The 19532-nt window shown below is 70.8% G+C and carries 18 protein-coding genes and 1 riboswitch; of the genes, 15 read left to right on the top strand and 3 right to left on the bottom strand.

Translation table 11 applies throughout. The annotated features are described in order from the left end of the window. The first annotated feature begins 42 nt into the window (after positions 1 to 42). Positions 43 to 1287 (top strand): Ig-like domain-containing protein, encoded by a 1245-nt coding sequence (locus tag ACFYOB_RS05560; protein WP_388554866.1) that lies wholly within the window; start codon positions 43 to 45, stop codon positions 1285 to 1287. A gap of 95 nt (positions 1288 to 1382) precedes the next feature. Here ACFYOB_RS05560 and ACFYOB_RS05555 read toward each other — a convergent pair whose 3' ends face one another. Beyond that, on the bottom strand, positions 1383 to 1787 hold the full coding sequence (locus tag ACFYOB_RS05555) for a hypothetical protein (RefSeq protein ID WP_388554863.1): 405 nt from the start codon (positions 1785 to 1787) through the stop codon (positions 1383 to 1385). A gap of 199 nt (positions 1788 to 1986) precedes the next feature. On the opposite strand from ACFYOB_RS05555, the gene ACFYOB_RS05550 reads away from it, so the two are divergent. The 7 genes from ACFYOB_RS05550 to ACFYOB_RS05520 all read left to right on the top strand — a co-directional run bounded on the left by ACFYOB_RS05550 (position 1987) and on the right by ACFYOB_RS05520 (position 9857). Further along, on the top strand, positions 1987 to 2607 hold the full coding sequence (locus ACFYOB_RS05550) for a heme-copper oxidase subunit III (RefSeq protein ID WP_376681161.1): 621 nt from the start codon (positions 1987 to 1989) through the stop codon (positions 2605 to 2607). A 76-nt stretch (positions 2608 to 2683) separates the two neighbouring features. After that, entirely contained in the window at positions 2684 to 3493 is an 810-nt protein-coding gene (locus tag ACFYOB_RS05545) for a c-type cytochrome (RefSeq protein ID WP_388554860.1), read from the top strand. Beyond that, positions 3490 to 4548, top strand: coding sequence for a Rieske 2Fe-2S domain-containing protein (locus ACFYOB_RS05540; RefSeq protein ID WP_388554858.1), 1059 nt, complete (start codon positions 3490 to 3492; stop codon positions 4546 to 4548). The genes ACFYOB_RS05545 and ACFYOB_RS05540 overlap by 4 nt, the downstream gene beginning before the upstream one ends. Then, entirely contained in the window at positions 4545 to 6176 is a 1632-nt protein-coding gene (locus ACFYOB_RS05535) for a cytochrome bc complex cytochrome b subunit (protein WP_388554856.1), read from the top strand. The genes ACFYOB_RS05540 and ACFYOB_RS05535 overlap by 4 nt, the downstream gene beginning before the upstream one ends. 173 nt (positions 6177 to 6349) lie before the next feature. Next, entirely contained in the window at positions 6350 to 7414 is a 1065-nt protein-coding gene (gene trpD / locus ACFYOB_RS05530; RefSeq protein WP_388554853.1) for an anthranilate phosphoribosyltransferase, read from the top strand. An 89-nt stretch (positions 7415 to 7503) separates the two neighbouring features. Continuing rightward, positions 7504 to 7620: riboswitch (SAM riboswitch) on the top strand. Positions 7621 to 7861: 241 nt separating this feature from the next. Continuing rightward, a complete protein-coding gene (locus ACFYOB_RS05525) occupies positions 7862 to 9286 on the top strand; it encodes an aminotransferase class V-fold PLP-dependent enzyme (protein ID WP_388554851.1) in 1425 nt (474 codons plus the stop codon). A 13-nt stretch (positions 9287 to 9299) separates the two neighbouring features. Next, on the top strand, positions 9300 to 9857 hold the full coding sequence (locus ACFYOB_RS05520; RefSeq protein ID WP_388554849.1) for a ferredoxin: 558 nt from the start codon (positions 9300 to 9302) through the stop codon (positions 9855 to 9857). A 273-nt stretch (positions 9858 to 10130) separates the two neighbouring features. On the opposite strand, the gene ACFYOB_RS05515 is transcribed toward ACFYOB_RS05520, so the two are convergent. After that, positions 10131 to 10412, bottom strand: coding sequence for an Lrp/AsnC family transcriptional regulator (locus tag ACFYOB_RS05515; RefSeq protein ID WP_008738815.1), 282 nt, complete (start codon positions 10410 to 10412; stop codon positions 10131 to 10133). After that, positions 10409 to 11143 (bottom strand): rhomboid family intramembrane serine protease, encoded by a 735-nt coding sequence (locus tag ACFYOB_RS05510; protein ID WP_388554846.1) that lies wholly within the window; start codon positions 11141 to 11143, stop codon positions 10409 to 10411. Before ACFYOB_RS05510 ends, ACFYOB_RS05515 begins: the two co-directional genes overlap by 4 nt. Positions 11144 to 11277: 134 nt before the next feature. On the opposite strand from ACFYOB_RS05510, the gene ACFYOB_RS05505 reads away from it, so the two are divergent. From ACFYOB_RS05505 to ACFYOB_RS05475, 7 genes are all read left to right on the top strand, one after another. Further along, the gene (locus ACFYOB_RS05505) at positions 11278 to 11517 is read left to right on the top strand and encodes a hypothetical protein (RefSeq protein WP_053676058.1); all 240 of its coding nucleotides are present in this window, start codon (positions 11278 to 11280) and stop codon (positions 11515 to 11517) included. 40 nt (positions 11518 to 11557) lie between these two features. Then, positions 11558 to 12922, top strand: coding sequence for an NYN domain-containing protein (locus ACFYOB_RS05500; protein ID WP_388555589.1), 1365 nt, complete (start codon positions 11558 to 11560; stop codon positions 12920 to 12922). Positions 12923 to 13174: 252 nt separating this feature from the next. Further along, entirely contained in the window at positions 13175 to 14203 is a 1029-nt protein-coding gene (locus tag ACFYOB_RS05495; protein WP_388554843.1) for an NlpC/P60 family protein, read from the top strand. 221 nt (positions 14204 to 14424) lie between these two features. Further along, complete coding sequence (locus tag ACFYOB_RS05490; protein WP_388554841.1) at positions 14425 to 15468, top strand: NlpC/P60 family protein; 1044 nt, start codon at positions 14425 to 14427, stop codon at positions 15466 to 15468. Positions 15469 to 15493: 25 nt separating this feature from the next. Further along, complete coding sequence (locus tag ACFYOB_RS05485) at positions 15494 to 16603, top strand: hypothetical protein (protein ID WP_388554838.1); 1110 nt, start codon at positions 15494 to 15496, stop codon at positions 16601 to 16603. A 24-nt stretch (positions 16604 to 16627) separates the two neighbouring features. Continuing rightward, on the top strand, positions 16628 to 17770 hold the full coding sequence (locus tag ACFYOB_RS05480; RefSeq protein ID WP_388554835.1) for a glycosyltransferase family 4 protein: 1143 nt from the start codon (positions 16628 to 16630) through the stop codon (positions 17768 to 17770). A gap of 110 nt (positions 17771 to 17880) precedes the next feature. Further along, positions 17881 to 19497, top strand: a complete 1617-nt coding sequence (locus ACFYOB_RS05475; RefSeq protein WP_388554832.1) for a GMC oxidoreductase — start codon at positions 17881 to 17883, stop codon at positions 19495 to 19497. Positions 19498 to 19532 lie beyond the last annotated feature (35 nt).

The raw sequence follows: 19532 nt of genomic DNA, 5'->3' as shown, positions 1-19532 counted from the left end.
CCCCGCGCGCCGTATTTGTCATATCTTCATAGCGTTGGCCCCATGAAGCACTCACCGCGTCTTTGGACGGTACTCAGCTGCTCCCTGCTGGTCGCGTCCCTCGGGGCCGGCGCCACCGCATGCGGGTCCGGCGACAACCCGCTGTCCGCCCGCCCGTACGACGCGGGCGATCAAGTCGCCTTCAACCAGGCAGCCGGCGGTCGCCCCGTGGACCCCGACAAGCCTCTCGAAGTCACTATGAAGGGGGGTGAGGCACGCATCACCGACGTCACGGTCGTGGACACCCACGGCCGCCGCCTGGCGGGCGAACTCTCCGCCAAGGGCGACCGCTGGCACAACACGGTCCCGATGTCCGCCGGCGTGCGCTACACGGTCACCGTCAGCACCGAGAACGCGAAGGGTGCCCCGGGGCAGCGCACGATCTCCTTCGACACCACCCCGGCCAAAGGTGTCCTGCAGGTCGAATTCGGTCCGGACGCGGGCAAGTACGGCGTCGGGCAGCCCCTCACGGCCGAACTCAGCGAACCCGTCAAGGACAAGGCCGCCCGCGCGATCGTCGAGCGGGGCCTGCTCGTCAGCGCCCCCGCGGGCGTCGAGGGCGCCTGGTACTGGGTCGACGACAAGACGCTCCACTACCGGCCCAAGGAGTACTGGCCCGCCCACACCGAGGTCTCCGTACGGAGCAACCTGGAGGGCGTCAGGATCTCCGACCACCTCTACGGGGCCGCGGCCAAGCCGCTGAAGCTGGAGATCGGCGACCGCGTCGAGGTCACCACGGATGCCTCCGCGCACTACCTCACGTTCAAGCGCAACGGAGAAGTGATCAACACCATTCCGGTGACCACCGGAAAGCCCGGCTTCTCCACCCGCAACGGGGTCAAGGTGGTACTCGGCAAGCAGTACTTCGTCCAGATGCGCGGCGACACCGTCGGCATCGGCGGCAGCGAGTACTACAACCTGCCCGTCTACTACGCCACTCGCGTCACCTGGAGTGGTGAATACGTCCACGCCGCGCCGTGGTCCGTCGGCTCCCAGGGCTACGAGAACGTCAGCCACGGCTGCACCGGCATGAGCACCGGCAACGCCGCCTGGTTCTACGAGAACATCACCGAGGGCGACATCGTCAAGGTGATCAACAGCATCGGCGACGACATGGACACCTTCGGCAACGGCTACGGCGACTGGAACATGGACTGGAAGGAATGGCGCGAGGGCAGCGCCCTCCTCAAGGGCACCCAGGAAGGCCGCAGCACCGTCGACCAGGCCCGCCTGCGCCCCACCGTCTGAGCCGAGGCCTGCCGCGGGCCTGCGGGAAACCCCGGAGGCCCGCGAACGCCCTGTCAGGCGGCCGTGAGCGGCTGGAGGCGACTGCCGGGCGGCTGTCAGGCGGCCGAGGAGGACAGGCGGGAGCGCAGGAGGGCCGCCAGGGCGTCCGGGAACTCCACCGGGTCCACGGGAAGGGTCACGGCGGCGTCCGCGCGGCTCCAGGTGGCAAGCCAGGCGTCCTGGGGGCGCCCCATAAGCACCAGCACCGGAGGACACCGGAAGATCTCGTCCTTGATCTGCCGGCACACGCCCATGCCGCCGGCCGGAACCGCCTCGCCGTCGAGCACGCACACGTCGATGCCGCCCGCGTCCAGCTCCGTCAGCACCGCCGGCAGCGTCGCGCACTCCAGGAACTCCACCGGCGGCAGGTCCGCGGCCGGCCTGCGCCCGGCCGCCAGCAGCACCTGCTCCCGGGTGCCCGCGTCGTCGCTGTAGACCAGAACCCGCGCAGTCGCCCGCATTTCGTTCCTCCACACGTCACGTGAACCACGTTGATGTTGCGCGGGATGCTACTCCTCCCGATGCGTTGTCAACATCGGTTCGCACGGCCTCGTGCGAGACGTTCATGGGGACATCTGATGGGCCGTTCGGGCCTTGCACACGCCCCGGACACTCCGAACGGCACCCCCCGGGGTGAGGGCGGGATAAGCGACCGACATAATGTCGGTCGTGGCGACAGCAACGACAGTAGATACCGGGCACGCGCACCCGACGGTCAACCGGCCGAACCTCGTCAGCGTCGGAACCATCATCTGGTTGAGTTCCGAGCTGATGTTCTTCGCGGCCCTCTTCGCGATGTACTTCACCCTGCGATCCGTGACAGGTACCGAGTACTGGACAGAACAGGCTGACTTCCTGAATCTGCCCTTCTCGGCGACGAACACGACGATCCTGGTGCTCTCCTCGCTCACCTGCCAGCTCGGCGTATTCGCCGCCGAGCGCGGTGACGTGAAGAAGCTCAGGACGTGGTTCATCATCACGTTCGTCATGGGTGCGATCTTCATTGGCGGCCAGGTGTTCGAGTACACCGAGCTGGTCAAGCACGAGGGCCTGAGCCTCTCGTCCGGACCGTACGGCTCGGTGTTCTACCTGACCACCGGCTTCCACGGTCTGCACGTGACGGGCGGTCTCATCGCCTTCCTGCTGGTCCTCGGCCGGACGTACGCGGCCAAGAGGTTCACCCACGAACAGGCCACGTCGGCCATCGTCGTGTCCTACTACTGGCACTTCGTCGATGTCGTCTGGATCGGCCTCTTCGCGACGATCTACCTGATCAAGTAGCGAACACGTCACCGGGCCCGACCCGGCACTCCATCCAGAAACACCGACGCAGAAGATCCTGACACCGGGGTAATCCGTGAAAAAGCTCTCCGCACGACGACGCCATCCGCTGGCGGCGGTCGTCGTTCTACTCCTCGCGCTGGCGGCCACTGGGGGGCTGTACGCCGCCTTCGCCCCCGCGGGCAAGGCGCAGGCCGATGAAACCGCCCAGTCCCTCGCCATCGAGGAGGGCGCCAAGCTCTACGCCGTGGGTTGCGCAAGCTGCCACGGAACCGGCGGTCAGGGTACAACTGACGGCCCCAGCCTGGTCGGCGTCGGCTCCGCAGCCGTCGACTTCCAGGTGAGCACGGGCCGCATGCCCGCCCAGCAGCCCGGCGCCCAGGTGCCGAAGAAGCCGGTCATCTACACCCAGGCGCAGATCGACCAGCTGGCCGCGTACATCGCGTCCCTCGGTGCCGGCCCGATCGTGCCGACCGAGAAGCAGTACGACCCGGCGGGCGCCGACATCGCCAACGGTGGCGAACTGTTCCGCAACAACTGCGCGCAGTGCCACAACTTCACCGGCGAGGGCGGCGCGCTGACGAACGGCAAGTACGCCCCCAACCTTGAGGGCGTCGAGCCGAAGCACATCTACGAGGCCATGCTCACCGGCCCGCAGAACATGCCCTCCTTCCCGGACAGCACCATGCCGGAGAAGCAGAAGAAGGACATCATCGCGTACATCCAGAACGTGAACGGCGAGAAGTCGGTCAGCCCTGGCGGCCTGAAGCTCGGTGGCCTCGGCCCCGTCTCCGAGGGTCTGTTCGGCTGGATCTTCGGTCTGGGTGCGCTGATCGCTGTCGCCGTCTGGGTCGCGGCCCACACCGCTAAGGCCAAGAAGTCATGAGTAGCCAAGAGATTCCCGAAGAGAAGCACCTGCCGAGCGAGCAGGGCGACGCGCACCACGGTGCCGTAGCGGTCGCGGACGATCCGTTCGCCGACCCGGGCCTTCCGGTCCACAAGCCGCGCATCCAGGACATCGACGAGCGGGCGGCGAGGCGCTCCGAGCGCACCGTCGCGATGCTGTTCACGGTGTCGATGCTGGCCACGGTCGCGTTCATCGCCTCCTACGTGGTCATCCCGGTCAGCAAGATCGTGTACATCTTCCCCATCGGGAAGGTGAGCGCGCTCAACTTCGCCCTGGGCATGACCCTGGGCACGGCCCTCTTCTGCATCGGCGCGGGCGCGGTCCACTGGGCCCGCACCCTGATGTCCGACGTCGAGGTCGCCGACGACCGCCACCCGATCGCCGCTTCGCCGGAGGTCAAGGCGAAGGTCATGCAGGACTTCGCCGACGGCGCGAACGAGTCCGGCATCGCCCGGCGTCCGCTGATCCGCAACACCCTGCTGGGCGCACTGGCCCTGCTGCCGCTGTCCGCCGTCATGCTCATGCGTGACACCGGTCCGCTGCCCGAGGACAAGCTGCGCAAGACGCTGTGGGCCAAGGGCAAGCTGCTCATCAACCAGAACACGATGGAGCCGCTGCGTCCCGAGGACGTGGCCGTCGGTTCGCTGACCTTCGCCATGCCGGAAGGCCTGGAGGAGGAGCAGCACGACTTCCAGGTCCAGATCGCCAAGGCCGCCCTGATGATCGTCCGCATCAAGCCGGAGGACATCAAGGACAAGCAGGAGCTGGAGTGGTCCCACGAGGGCATCGTGGCCTACTCCAAGATCTGCACCCACGTCGGCTGCCCGATCAGCCTGTACGAGCAGCAGACGCACCACGTGCTCTGCCCGTGCCACCAGTCCACCTTCGACCTCTCCGACGGCGCCCGAGTCATCTTCGGCCCGGCCGGTCACGCGCTTCCGCAGCTGCGGATCGGTGTGAATGACGAAGGCTTCCTCGAAGCGCTCGGCGACTTCGAAGAGCCCGTCGGTCCTGCCTTCTGGGAGCGCGGATGAGCACTGCCACTGAGTCCAAGACGGGGCGCAAAGCGCCCGCCGGCGAGCGCGTAGCGGACTGGGCGGACGGCCGCCTGGGCATCTACAGCCTGGCCAAGTCCAACATGCGCAAGATCTTCCCGGACCACTGGTCCTTCATGCTGGGTGAGATCTGCCTCTACAGCTTCATCATCATCATCCTCACGGGTGTGTACCTGACGCTGTTCTTCCACCCGAGCATGAACGAGGTCGTGTACCACGGCTCGTACGTGCCGATGCAGGGCGTCCTGATGTCCGAGGCCTTCGCCTCGACGCTGGACATCAGCTTCGACGTCCGCGGTGGTCTGCTCATCCGGCAGATCCACCACTGGTCCGCGCTGATCTTCGTCGCGGGCATGGTCGTGCACATGATGCGCGTCTTCTTCACCGGCGCGTTCCGCAAGCCGCGTGAGGTCAACTGGATCTTCGGCTTCCTGCTGCTGGTCCTCGGCATGTTCACCGGTTTCACCGGTTACTCGCTGCCGGACGACCTGCTGTCGGGTACGGGTGTCCGCTTCATGGAGGGCGCCATCCTGTCCGTGCCGGTCATCGGCACGTACCTGTCGTTCTTCCTCTTCGGCGGAGAGTTCCCGGGCGGCGACTTCGTCGCGCGGTTCTACTCGATCCACATCCTGCTGCTGCCCGGCATCATGATGGGCCTGCTGGTGGCCCACCTGATCCTGGTCTTCTACCACAAGCACACCCAGTTCGCGGGTCCCGGCAAGACGAACGACAACGTCGTCGGCATGCCGCTGCTGCCGGTCTACATGGCCAAGGCCGGAGGCTTCTTCTTCCTGGTCTTCGGTGTCATCGCGGCCATCGCGGCCATCGCCTCGATCAACCCGATCTGGGCGCTCGGCCCGTACCGCCCGGACCACGTGTCCACCGGTGCGCAGCCCGACTGGTACATGGGTATGCCGGAAGGCCTGATCCGAGCCATGCCCGGCTGGGAGATCAACCTGTGGGGCCACACGCTCGTCCTGGGCGTGTTTATCCCGCTGCTGCTCTTCCCGCTGGTCCTCGGCGCGATCGCGGTGTGGCCGTTCATCGAGTCCTGGGTCACCGGGGACAAGCGCGAGCACCACATCCTGGACCGCCCGCGCAACGTCCCGTCCCGCACGGCCTTCGGTGCCGCCTGGATCGCGGAGTACATCGTGCTCCTCATCGGCGGTGGCAACGACATGTTCGCGCAGTACTTCCACCTGTCGCTCAACGCGCTCACCTGGTTCGTCCGGATCGGCTTCTTCGTCGTCCCGGTCCTCGTCTTCATCGCCACCAAGCGGATCTGCCTCGGCCTCCAGCGCCGGGACCGGGACAAGGTGCTGCACGGTCGCGAGACCGGCATCATCAAGCGCCTGCCGCACGGTGAGTTCGTCGAGGTCCACGAGCCGCTCCCGCAGGGCAAGCTGCACACGCTCACCTCGTACACCACGTACGAGCCGATCGAGATCGGCCCGACGGTCGACGAGAACGGTGTCGAGCGCAAGGTGAAGCTCGGCGAGAAGCTGCGCGCGAAGCTCAGCAAGGGCTTCTACGCCGAGGGCAACCAGATTCCGAAGCCCACGGTGGAGGAGTACAAGGAGATCCAGAGCGGCCACGGCCACCACTGATCTCCCGTACGACCGTATGACCGCATGAGGGACTGATTTCGGTCAGTCCTGGTGTCGCCACGGCGAGAGCCCCGTCCAGTGTCTGGACGGGGCTCTTTGCCGTCTCCGTGGCTGGATAGGCTGAAGGCCTTCGCATTCGATATGGAACCCCGACGAGCAAGCAGGAGCGGACCATGAACGTTGTGACCCCGGCAGGCGGCGACAGCGTGGCGGCCCGTGGCTGGCCGGGCGTTCTCGACGCCCTGCTGACCGGCCAGGACCTGCGTGCCGACGACACCGCCTGGGCCATGGACAAGATCATGCGCGGGGAGGCCACCGACGCCCAGATCGCCGGTTTCGCGGTCGCGCTGCGGGCCAAGGGGGAGACGGTCGCGGAGATCAACGGCCTCGTACGGACGATGTACGAGCACGCCAACCTGATCGAGGTGCCCGGCCGCACGGTGGACATCGTCGGCACGGGCGGCGACGGCGCGAAGACGGTAAACATCTCGACGATGTCGGCGGTCGTGGTGGCCGGTACGGGCGCCAAGGTGGTCAAGCACGGCAACCGGGCCGCGTCCTCCGCGAGCGGGGCCTCCGACGTCCTGGAGAAGCTCGGCGTCAACCTCGACCTGACCCCGGCGCGGGTCGCCGAGGTCGCGGAGGAGGCCGGCATCACCTTCTGCTTCGCGGTGAAGTTCCACCCGGCGCTGCGGCACGTGGCCGCGGCCCGCAAGGAGCTGGGCATCCGGACGACCTTCAACTTCCTCGGCCCGCTGACCAATCCGGCGAAGGTGAGGGCCCAGGCGACGGGCGTGGCCGACGCCCGGATGGCCCCGATCGTGGCGGGCGTGCTGGCCGAGCGGGGCTCCTCCGCCCTGGTCTTCCGGGGCGACGACGGCCTGGACGAGCTGACCACGACCGCGACCTCGCGGGTGTGGTGGGTCCGGGACGGCAAGGTCTCGGAGCAGCCCTTCGACCCGCGGGACGTCGGCATCGCCCTCGTCGACGTGTCGGAGCTGCGCGGCGCGGACGCCTCGTACAACGCGGACGTCGCCCGCCGCCTGTTCTCCGGCGAGACGGGCCCGGTCCGCGACGCCGTCCTGCTGAACTCGGCGGCGGCCCTGGTGGCCCTGGACCCGGGCACGGGCTCGCTGGAGGAGCAGCTCGCGGCCGGTATCACCCGTGCGGCGGAGTCGATCGACTCGGGTGCGGCCCGGGCCGCGCTGGAGCGCTGGGTGACGGCCAGTAACGCCTGATTCCGATTGATCGTTTTCGGCCAAGGCCCCGGTCCGCCATTCGGACCGGGGTCTTGCGCACGGGGGATCATGTGGCAGGATGCTGAACAGGTCACGAGTGACAGCGTTTAGGCCCCGGCTTGCTGTCCGGCAACCCTCCTTCCGTGGCGGGGTGCCCCGGGTGATGACCAGGCCGTAGGCAGAAAGGTCTACGGCAAGCGCGGATCCCTCGACACCAGGGGTCCTGGTCTCTCGAGGAGCGTTTTTTCGTGAGCAAGCGAATGCGATAGGGCGACTCCGCCCCTTCTTCACCCTCGGATCAGGGTCACTTCCGTGTACCCGCCTCCGTCCGGGAACTTCCCGTACCTCCCCCAGACTCCGTCCGGGGGACCCCCAGGTCGGCCGCCGAGCCGTACCCGAGTACGGGCACACCGAAGCCATTCACCCCTGCCTGCCGGGAGATTCGCCATGTCCGCATCCCTGAACGCCGCCACCGCCGTCGCTGTTGCCGCCACCGCCACCGCCACCGCCACCGCCACCGCCACCGCCGCGACCGACCCCGCCTGTGCCGAGCCGCTGCAGGTCCTCGGCCGGGACGTCACCGTCCCGCTCGTCACCGGTGGCGAGGTCACCTACGCGGCCCTCGACTACGCGGCCAGCGCCCCGGCGCTCCAGCGGGTCTGGGACGACGTGGCCGCGTACGCCCCGTACTACGGCAGCGTGCACCGCGGCGCCGGCTACCTCTCGCAGCTCTCCACGGACCTCTTCGAGCAGAGCCGCGTCACGGTCGCCGGGTTCCTCGACTGCCGCCCCTCCGACCAGGTGATCTTCACCCGGTCCACCACCGACTCCCTGAACCTGCTCGCCGCCGTGCTCCCGGCCGGCTGCCAGGTCTTCGTCTTCGAGACCGAGCACCACGCCTCGCTGCTGCCGTGGGTGGACGCGCAGGTCACCTACCTCAACGCCCCCCGCACCCCGGACGAGGCCGTCGCCACCCTGGAGCGGGCCCTGGCCGACCGGGAGCCCTACGGTCCGGCCCTGGTCTGCGTCACCGGCGCGTCCAACGTCACCGGTGAGCTGTGGCCGGTGAAGGAGCTCGCGGCCGCCGCGCACGCCCACGGCGCGCGGATCGTCCTGGACGCCGCCCAGCTCGCCCCGCACCACCCCGTCTCCGTGCAGGACCTCGACGTGGACTGGGTCGCCTTCTCCGGGCACAAGCTGTACGCCCCCTTCGGCTCGGGCGTCCTCGCCGGGCGCGCGGACTGGCTGCGGGAGGCCGAGCCGTACCTCGCGGGCGGCGGCGCCTCGCGCAAGGTCGCCCGGCGCGAGGACGGCGGCGTGGACGTCGAGTGGCACACCACCGCCGCCCGCCACGAGGCCGGCTCCCCGAACGTCATCGGCGTCTACTCCATCGCCTCGGCCTGCAGGGCCCTGACCGAGGCGGGCTTCGAGAACCTGGTCGCCCGCGAGCGCCACCTCATCGCCAAGGTCCGGGAGGGTCTGGCCGGCGTCCCCGCGGTCCGCGTCCTGTCCCTCTTCGGGGACGACGCGCCGCGCGTCGGCGTCATCTCCTTCGTGGTGGACGGCTGGAACAGCTCCCACTTCGCGGCCGCCCTCTCCGCCGAGTACGGCATCGGCGTCCGCGACGGTCTCTTCTGCGCCCACCCGCTGGTCCGCACCCTGCTGGGCAGTGAGCCGCAGGCCCAGGGAGAATGCGGCGCGCCGGAGGCGGCCCCGGGGGAGCGGTCCCTCAACGCCATCCGCGTCAGCTTCGGCGCCGGCACCCCCGACGAGCACGTGGAGCGCTTCGTCCGCGCGGTGAAGGAACTCGTCGCGGACGGTGCGAAGTGGCAGTACCGCACGGAGGAGGGCCGCTGCGTCCCCGCCGTCTGACAGGCTTCGCCCCGTGACGTACTGGGACCCGATACCGGCGCTCGTCGCGCTGCCCGCCGACTCCCCGTATGCAGGAGCCCGCTGGGACGGCCGGTGGGAGGAGCGCAACTGGCGCAACGTACCGGGCCCGTTCTACGGGGCGCAGACCGACACCTGCTGGACCGGCCGGGTGCACGCACCCGACCTGGTGCTGTACGACGACGCGTACGGTCAGGAGTTCGTCTACCGCCAGCCCCGCGGCCCGGGCGAGGTCGCAGACCTCCGCGAGGCCGCCTGCGAGGAGGCTTACGCGGGGTACGGCCGCGACGGGGACCTGCACTGGACCCCGGAATCGGTCCGGGAGTGGTGGCGCGACCGGGGCCGGGTGCGGGAGTGGGCGTTCTCCCTCGGGTGGGGCGACTGGGTCACGTCCGATCGCGAGGAGCTCCGGGACGCGGCGGCCGGAGCGCGCGCCTACGTCGCGTATATCGACGACGGCATCGGCGCCTACCTGCGCGACTACCTCTTCTGGCTGGTCGAACGCCGCCCGTCCCGGCCGGGGGAGAGCTTGCCGGTGCTCGGCGCGGGGTGAGGACCGGGCTGCGCACGGGTCCTGGGGACCCTCGTGCGCGCCCCCCAGGGCCGAGCGGCCGTAGGTCCTCCGGAGACGGTGGTAGGGGGTGTCTGACGGATCAGGGTCGGATAGCCCGGGTCGGCTGGTGCCGTGGATTGCAAGGCGGAGGAGGGAGTCGACGCGGTGGGGGCACCTCCCAGCGGTAGCTGGGGGACGTCGGCGACCGACGACAACGCGGCGAGCCGCGGTGCCGGGCGACCCGGGCCCGGCCCTGATCCGTCAGACACCCCCCTAGGCGTCGAGACCGATCGCGAAGGCGGCTTCCAGGTCGTGCTGGGAGTACGTACGGAACGCCACGTGCGTGTCCGTCGCCTCGACGCCCGGGATCTTGCTGATGCGGCCCGGGATGATGTCCGCCAGGTTCTCGTGGCGGGCCACGCGGACCAGCGCGATCAGGTCGTACGTCCCCGTGACGGAGTAGACCTCACTGACGCTGTCCAGCGCGGCGATGGACTCGGCGATCTCGGGGATGCGGTCCACGCTGGTCTTGATGAGCACGATCGCGGTGATCACGGCTGGCTGTCTCCCTCGGTGGCCGTCGCTGGTCGCCCCACTGTAGTCGCACGCCGATAGCGCGCCCACGCGTACAGGAAGCCGACGGAGAAGCCCACCAGGTGGGCCAGATAGGCGACGCCCGGCCCGCTGCCCGCCCGGTGCGCGGCCACCCACTGGAGGGCGAACCAGAACAGCAGCACGATCCACGCCGGGAAGCGCAGCGGCAGGAAGAACAGGAACGGGAACAGGCTCGTCACCCTGGCCCGCGGCAGCAGGTACAGGAAGGCGCCCAGCACCGCCGAGATGGCCCCGGACGCCCCGACCAGGGTCTGTGAGGACCCCGCGTTGGCCGCCGCGTACGCCGCCAGGGCCACGTAACCCGTACAGACGTAGAAGACGAGGAACGCCGGGCGGCCCATCCGCTCCTCCGCCATCGCGCCGAAGACGTGGAGGAAGAGCATGTTCCCGAGCAGGTGCAGCCAACTGCCGTGCACGAACAGTGCGGTCAGCGGGGTCAGCCAGGCCCGCGGGGTGCCCGTGAAGAGCTCGTCCGGGACCACGCCCCAGCGGCGGAAGTAGTCGGTCCCGGCGGTCAGCAGCCCGTCGCCCGTCCCGTAGCCGGGGTTCAGCCCCGAGGCCGGGCCCAGTACGAACACCACCGCGCAGCCGGCGATCAGCGCGTGGGTGACCACCGGTCCCCGGGCGGCCTCGCGAACGGCCTGCCACCTTACGATCATGTGACAGAGCATGACGCAACCGGGCCCACCTGAAGCGGTGGCAGGCCGTAGGGTTACGAGCCGCGGTCTGCCCAATCGGCGCAGACGGCTCAGCAGACCGCTTTAATTGAAACAGCTACGAACGTTACGAAGGAGAGAGCGGCCTGATGACGGTTCCCCAGCCGACCGACACCACCCGGTGGCGCTGCACCCTGTGCGGCAACCTCACGCGTTTCGATGTCACCCGCTCGTCGAAGGTCGTGGAGTACATCCACCTGGACCTCGCCGGGGAACCGAAGGTCGAGGAGCGCGAGGTGGTCAATGAGACCATCGAGTCGGTCCGCTGTCGCTGGTGCAACGCGGTGGACCAGATCGAGCTCGTGGACAGGCCGGGCGCGGACTCCTGAGGGAGCCGCGCCCACAGGTAGATCACGGTAGGGGTGACGGATTGTGGAGCCAGCAAGCGGCGCTGAGCCGGCCGACGCGGCCGGCGACGCCGCCGAGGTGCTCGACCGCCCGCTGCCGGAAGGCGTGCGGCGCCGGGTCGTCGCGCTCGTCTCGGACGCCTTCGGCGGACTGACCGTCGCGGACCTTCCCGCGCAGCTGCGTCAGTACGCCCGGTTCACCCCGACCCGGCGGGCCAAGTTCGCGGGCAACGCCATGGCCGCGGCGGTCGAGACCGACGCGGTGTTCCGCGGCCGGGTGGCCGAGAAGCTGCGCGAGGCGCAGGCGGAGCTGACCGGCGCGCTGGAGTCCGGTGCCCCGCCCGCCGCCGCCGATCCGCTGGACGTGGCGGCCGCCGCGTACGTCCTGCGGCCGGTCGGCTGGGTCAAGCTGGTGGCCGCCGCGGGCGAGGAGGCGCAGCGCGCCGACGCCGAGCGGGTCGGCGAGGAGACCCGGCGCGAGCTGGACCGGCTCCGCGAGGAGCTGGCCCAGGTACGGGAAATGCAGCGCACCGGCGGCGAGCAGGTGCGGGCCGAGCTGGAGGCCTCCCGCAAGGAAGCGGAATCGCTTCACCGCAAGCTGCGCAGCGCCCTCAGCGACGTCAAGCGCGGCGACGCGGCCCTGCGCAAGCTGACCGCCGAGATCGACGGGATCCGCGGCGAGGCGGCCGCGCGCGTGGCCGCAGCCGAGAGCGAGACCCGGCGGCTCAAGTCCCGGCTGGCGGAGGTCGAGTCGGCGCTGGAGACCTCGCGCCGGGCCACCCGCGAGGGACGCAGCATCGAGGACATGCGGCTGCGGCTGCTGCTGGACACCGTGCTGGACGCGGCGGCCGGGCTGCGCCGCGAGCTGGCGCTGCCGCCGGTCAACACCCGCCCGGCGGACACCGTGGACGCGGTGGAGCCGGGCCGGATGACGCCCAAGGACATCGCGGCGCGTGCCCTGTCGGAGACCGATCCGGCGCTGCTGGACCAGCTGTTGGCGCTGCCCCAGGCCCATCTGGTGGTCGACGGCTACAACGTGACCAAGACGGGCTATCCGACGATGCCGCTGGAGAAGCAGCGGCTGCGGCTGCTGGGCGGGCTGTCGATGCTGGCCGCGCAGACGGGCGCGGAGATGACCTGTGTCTTCGACGGGGCGGAACTGGCGGCTCCGGTGCTGCTCGCGCCGCCGCGCGGGGTACGGGTGCTGTTCTCCAAGGCCGGGGTGACGGCGGACGAGCTGATCCGCCAGCTGGTGCGCGCGGAGCCGGCCGGCCGGCCGGTGGTCGTGGTCTCCACGGACCGGGAGGTCGCCGACGGGGTGGCCGCCGCGGGTGCGCGGCCCGTGACGTCCGCTTTGCTGCTAAAGCGGCTTTCGCGCGTTTCGTAACTCCTCGCCCTAATGCCGGAATTGGCAGGGCTCGCAGGGGACGCACCGTCAAGTGCCCGGCACAGAGCGTGCGCTGCGGGTAAAGAAGCTGGTCGGGGAGGAAGTTTTTTCCCGGCAGGATTTGAACTGATCACAGATGGGTCACTAGGGTCTGCTCAAACCTTCGTGCGGTGGATCACTCATTCGGGGTGGCGGCGGAGGTGCTGCCGAGTTGCGTTCTTCGGCGGCTCTAGGAAGAAGGAGCTCGCCTCCGTGGCGTCCCACCGTCGACCCAAGCAGCCGAACCGCACTCGTGTGACCGTACTCGGCGCCGCCGCCGCCGCAGTCGTGGCCCTCTCCGCCCAGAGCGCCTCCGCCGCTCCGGGGAAGCCGAGCAAGGACGAGGTCAAGTCCCAGGTCGACGCGCTCTACGAAGAGGCGGAGCAGGCCACCGAGAAGTTCAACGGGGCCAAGGAACGCCAGGAGAAGCTCGAAAAGGAGATCGGGCAGCTCCAGGACCAGGTCGCGCGCGGCCAGGGTGACCTCAACGAGCTGCGCAGCACGCTCGGTTCGATGGCGAGCGCCCAGTACCGCAACGGCGGCATCGACCCCTCGCTCGCCCTCCTCCTCTCCGAGGACCCCGACAGCTACCTCGACAAGGCCTCCACGCTGGAGCACCTGAGCGGCAAGCAGGTCGAGGCGGTCCAGAAGATCCAGGCCAAGCAGCGCACCCTCGCGCAGCAGCGCCAGGAGGCCGCCGGCAAGCTCGCCGACCTCGACGCCACCCGCAAGGAGCTCGGCGAGAAGAAGAAGGTCTCGCAGGAGAAGCTCGCCGAGGCCCAGGCCCTGCTCAACACCCTGACCGCGCAGGAGCGCGCGGCGATCAAGGACGACGAGGCCCGCGCCAGCCGCAGCGACAGCCAGCGGGTCGACCTCGGCAACGTGAGCGCCTCCGGCCGCGCCGGAGCCGCCCTGGCGGCCGCCAAGACCAAGCTGGGTTACACCTACCAGTCCGGCGGCACCGGCCCCACCGTCTTCGACTGCTCGGGTCTGACCCAGTGGGCCTACAAGCAGGCCGGCGTCAACATCAGCCGCGTCACCTACACCCAGGTCAACGACGGCACGCGCATCAGCCGCAGCCAGCTCCAGCCCGGTGACCTGGTCTTCTTCTACGACGACCTGCACCACGTCGGCCTCTACGCCGGCAACAACATGACGCTGCACGCCTCCAACCCGCGCAGCGGCATCAAGTACGAGTCGATGGACAACATGCCGTTCCAGTTCGGCGTCCGTGTCGGATGACGCGCCGCACACCGCCCATCCGGGCGAATCGAGCGGACCTGCTCTGACCACACGCCCCGCCGGTGACCTGCGTCTCCGGCGGGGCGTCGCTGTCTGTGCCCGCCGGCGGTCGTTGGCCGGTGCGCGATCGCGCCGCTACTGTCTGCCAGCGCGGAACCCGGCACACGGCCGTCCACGGAGGGCGGACCCGGGCCCCGCACAGCGGAAGGGAGCGGTTCCACGTGGCATCCCATCGCCGGCCCGGGCCCGGTGGCCTCGACCGGAACACGACGGCCGCCGTCCTCACCGCCGCCGCGGCCGGCGCCGCGGTCGTCATGACGGGAGCACCCGCGGGCGCGGCCCCGGGGCTGCCGCAGGAGCCCTCGGGCGGTGTCCGCGCCCAGGTCGACCGGCTCTTCGAGGAAGCCGAACAGGCCACCGAGCGCTTCAACGAGGCGGGCGAGAAGGCCGGCCGGCTCCGCGCCGAGGCCGACCGGGCCCAGGACGCCGTCGCCCGCAGCCAGGACCGCATCAACACGATGCGGGGCGTCCTCGGCACCTTCGCCGGGGCCCAGTACCGCAGCGGCGGCATCGACCCAACCGTCGCCCTGCTGCTGTCCGACGACCCCGACGCCTACCTGGAGCAGGCCGCCGCCCTGGAACGGCTGACCGGCCGCCAGGCCCACCAGCTCGACGAACTCCGCGAGGAGCAGCGCCGGCTCGGCCAGGAGCGCCGAGAGGCCGCCGGCAAGCTCGCAGAACTCGACGCGCTGCGCGCCGACGTGGCCCGGCACAAGCGCTCCGTCACGGCGAAGCTCGCGGCCGCCCGGCGGCTGCTGGGCGCCATGAACTCCGAGGAGCGGGCCGACTTCGAGCGGGCCTCGCGCGCGGGCGGCCGCCCCGGCGCCCTGCCCGACTTCTCCTCCCTCGGACCCTCCTCCGGCCGCGCCGGGGCCGCCGTGATGGCGGCCCGGTCGGCGGTCGGCCGCCCGTACGTGTGGGGTTCCACCGGCCCCTCCGGCTTCGACTGCTCCGGGCTGATGGTCTGGTCCTACCGCCAGGCGGGCGTCTCGCTGCCGCGCACCTCGCAGGCACAGCGGTACGCGGGACGCCAGGTCCCGCTGTCGCAGGCGCGCCCCGGCGACCTGGTGACGTACCGCTCGGACGCCAGCCACGTGGGCATGTACGTCGGCAACGGCCAGGTGGTGCACGCCCCCTATCCCGGCGCCAGGGTCCGCTACGACCCGGTCGGGATGATGCCGGTGTCCTCGGTGACGCGCCCCTGATCCAGGCCGTGCGTACGATCGGCTGATGTTCCCGGTTCGTCGTCTCCTGCGCGTGCTGCCGCTCCTGCTGTGCGTCCTGCTGGCCGGGTGCGGCGCGCTGCGGCCGGCCGGCACGGCCGAGCGGGACATCCGCCGGGCCGTCGCCGACTGGTCGCGGTCCGTGGCCGGGCAGCCGGCGGGGATCCCCGTCGAGGACCAGGCGTACGAGGTGACCTCGGTGCGGCGCGACGGCGTACGGGCCCTCGTACGGGCGGAGCTGCGCTACCGCCTGACCGGCTACGACGCGGCCCCGGCGGGATCGGCGCGCGAGCTCGACCTGGTCATGGACGGCGGGAGCTGGCGGGTCCGCGCGGACCGGCCCGCCCCCGGGGCGCTGCCGCAGCTGTGGGACCAGGGCCCGGTGAAGGTGGTCCGGGGCGAGCGCTCCCTGGTCCTGGGCGGTGCGGGCGCCCCCGACCTGGCCGGGATCGCAGCCGAGGCCGACCGGGCGGTGCCCGCGGCGAGCTCGGCGTGGCCGAAGCCGTGGGCGGGGCGGGTGGTGGTGCTGGTTCCCGGATCCCTGGAGCGGATGGCGCAGCTGCTGGGCGGGACGGCCGAGGCGTACCGGGGGCTGGGCGCCGTCACCACCGGCCGGGTGGGCGCGGGACCCGCTCCGGCGGACCGGGTCGTGGTCAACCCGCAGGGGTGGGCCGAGCTGGGCGAGGCGGGTCGGCGGATCGTGCTGACCCACGAGGTCACCCACGTGGCCACCCGGGCGTCGACCACCGCCTCGACCCCGCTGTGGCTCTCCGAGGGCTTCGCGGACTGGGCGGCGTACCGGGGCGGGTCCACCACGCCGCAGCAGGGCGCCCCCGCGCTCGGCCGGGCCGTACGGCGGGGCGAGGTGCCCGGCGCGCTGCCCCCTGCGGAGGCCTTCGCCTTCGGCGCCGACCCGGAAGCGGTGGCCCGGGCGTACGAGGGCGCGTGGCTGGCCTGCAGGCTGATCGCGGACCGGTGGGGGGAGGCGGCGCTCGTGGGGCTCTACGAGCGGGCGGGGCGCGAGCCGCTGCCGGTGGCGCTGGACGAGGCGCTGGGCGTGGACCTGCCCGGGCTGACGCGGGCCTGGCAGGAGGCACTGCGGGAGGAGCTCCGCTGAGGACGTCCGGTACGTTGGCAGGCGATGCACAAGACGCTGATCGTGACCAACGACTTCCCGCCGCGACCGGGCGGTATCCAGGCCTTCCTGCACAACATGGCGCTACGGCTGGATCCCGACCGGGTCGTCGTCTACGCCTCCACGTGGAAGCACAGCGCGGAGGGCCGCGAGGCCACCGCGGCCTTCGACGCCGAGCAGCCGTTCCAGGTCGTGCGCGACCGCACGACGATGCTGCTGCCGACACCGCGCGTGACGCGACGGGCCGTGGGCCTGCTGCGCGAACACGGCTGCGAGTCGGTGTGGTTCGGGGCGGCGGCCCCCCTCGGTCTGATGGGCCCGGCGCTGCGGCGGGCCGGGGCCCGGCGGATCGTGGCGACCACCCACGGGCACGAGGCGGGCTGGGCCCAGCTGCCGGCGGCGCGGCAGCTGCTGCGGCGGATCGGCGAGGGCACGGACACGCTGACGTACCTGGGGGAGTACACGCGCTCGCGGATCGCCTCGGCGGTGACGGACCGGGCGGCGGCCCGGATGGTGCAACTCCCGCCGGGGGTGGACGAGAAGACCTTCCACCCGGAATCGGGTGGTGCGCAGGTCCGGGCCCGGCTGGGGCTGACCGACCGCCCGGTCGTGGTGTGCGTGTCCCGGCTGGTCCCCCGGAAGGGACAGGACACCATGATCGAGGCGATGCCGAGGATCCTGGCGGCGGTGCCGGACGCGGTGCTGCTGATCGTGGGCGGCGGGCCGTACGAGGCGGACCTGCGGGAACTGGCGGTGTCCGTGGGCGTCGAGGACTCGGTGCTCTTCACGGGAGCGGTCCCGTGGGCCGAACTGCCCGCGCACTTCGGGGCCGGGGACGTCTTCGCCATGCCGTGCCGGACCCGGCGGGGCGGGCTGGACGTCGAGGGGCTCGGGATCGTCTACCTGGAGGCTTCGGCGACGGGCCTGCCCGTGGTCGCGGGCGACTCCGGCGGCGCCCCTGACGCGGTGCTGGACGGGGAGACGGGCTGGGTTGTCCGGGGCGGCGAGCCGTCCGAGGCGGCGGACCGTGTCGTCGCCCTGCTGCAGGACCCGGCCCTGCGGGCGCGCATGGGCGAGGCGGGCCGTGCCTGGGTCGAGGAGAAGTGGCGCTGGGACCTCCTGGCGGACCGCCTGCGCGAGCTGCTGTAGTCCTGCGGCCGCGCCGGCCGGCACGGCGCCGCAGCCATGCCTGACTGTCTCTCAGATGTCTGGCAGCACCGCGTATGGGTGGAGGGCCGGATTCCGCCCATCATGCGGCCATGACACCAAATCTGACGCGCCGTCATGTCCTCGGACTGGCCGCTCTCCAGACCGCCGCCGCCCTCGGGTTCACGCGGATCGGGCTGTCCTCCGCAGCCGCGGCCGAGCCGCAGGCCGCGCAGTACGCGCCCGCCATCGTCGTCGGCTCCGGCTACGGCTCAGCCGTCGCGGCGCTGCGCCTCGGGCAGGCCGGCGTACGGACCGTCGTCCTCGAAATGGGCCGGCTCTGGGACACCCCCGGACCCGACGGCAAGGTCTTCCCGTCCACCTCCGCCCCCGACCAACGGTCCATGTGGTTCCGCACCCGCACCGAGGCGCCGCTCGCCCAGTTCCTCTGGCTCGACGTGGTCAACCGCGACATCAGCCCCTACCCCGGTGTCCTGGACCGCGTGAACTACGGCGACATGTCCGTGTACGTGGGACGCGGGGTGGGCGGCGGATCGCTGGTGAACGGCGGGATGGCGCCCACGCCCAGGCGCTCGTACTTCACCGAGGTGCTGCCCGGCGTGGACGCCGACGAGATGTACGGCACCTACTTCCCCCGCGCCCGGGCCATGCTCGGCGTGAACGACATCGACCCGGGCTGGTTCGAGTCCACCGAGTGGTACCGCTTCGCCCGGATCTCCCGCAAGCACGCCCAGAACACCGGCCTGAGGACCGTCTTCGTCCCCAACGTCTACGACTTCGGCTACATGCAGCGCGAGGCGGCCGGTACCGCCACCAGGTCCGCGCTCGCGGGCGAGGTCATCTACGGCAACAACCACGGGAAGAAGAGCGTCGACAAGACCTACCTCGCCGCCGCCCTCGGCACCGGCAACGTCACCATCGAGACCATGCAGCGCGTGGTCGGCGTACGCCAGGACCCGGCCGGGGGGTACGTGCTGACCGTGCGGACCAGCGACCTCACCGGGCGGGTCACCCAGACCCGCGAGCTCGGCTGCAGGCAGCTGTTCCTGGGGGCGGGGAGTCTGGGGACCACCGAGATCCTGCTGCGGGCCCGCGAGAGGGGCACGCTGCCCGCGCTCAGCGACAAGGTCGGGCTCGGCTGGGGCCACAACGGCAACGTCATGACCGCCCGCGCCAACCACCTCTGGGACACCGTCGGCTGCAACCAGGCCACCATGCCCGCCCTGGGCATCGACGACTGGGACAACGCCCCGAACCCAGTCTTCGCCGAGATCGCCCCGCTCCCCATGGGCTTCGAGCACTGGATCTCGATGTACCTGGCCATCACCAAGAACCCCGAGCGCGGCCGCTTCACCTACGACGCGGCCACCGACTCGGCCAAGCTCGTCTGGCGGCGGGACCAGAACACGCCCTCGGTCAACGCGGCGAAGAACCTCTTCGACCGCATCAACCGGCGGAACGTGACCATCTACCGGTACGACCTCTTCGGCGACAACAAGGCCTTCGCCGACAACTTCACGTACCACCCGCTCGGCGGCTGCGTCCTCGGCGACGCGACCGACCTCTACGGCCGGGCCAAGGGCTACCAGGGGCTGTACGTGGTGGACGGTTCCCTGATCCCCGGCTCGCTCGGCGTGAACCCGTTCGTGACGATCACGGCCCTCGCCGAGCGGAACATGGCGCGGATCCTCGCCGAGGATCCGCGCTAGCCCCGGACAGCTCCGAGCAAACCCGAACAACCCGG

Origin of the sequence: Streptomyces sp. NPDC006463 (assembly GCF_042870715.1) — a bacterium.
Classification (GTDB): domain Bacteria; phylum Actinomycetota; class Actinomycetes; order Streptomycetales; family Streptomycetaceae; genus Streptomyces.
Note: the sequence above shows the minus strand (reverse complement) of the source record. Positions and strands in the feature narration are given on the sequence as shown.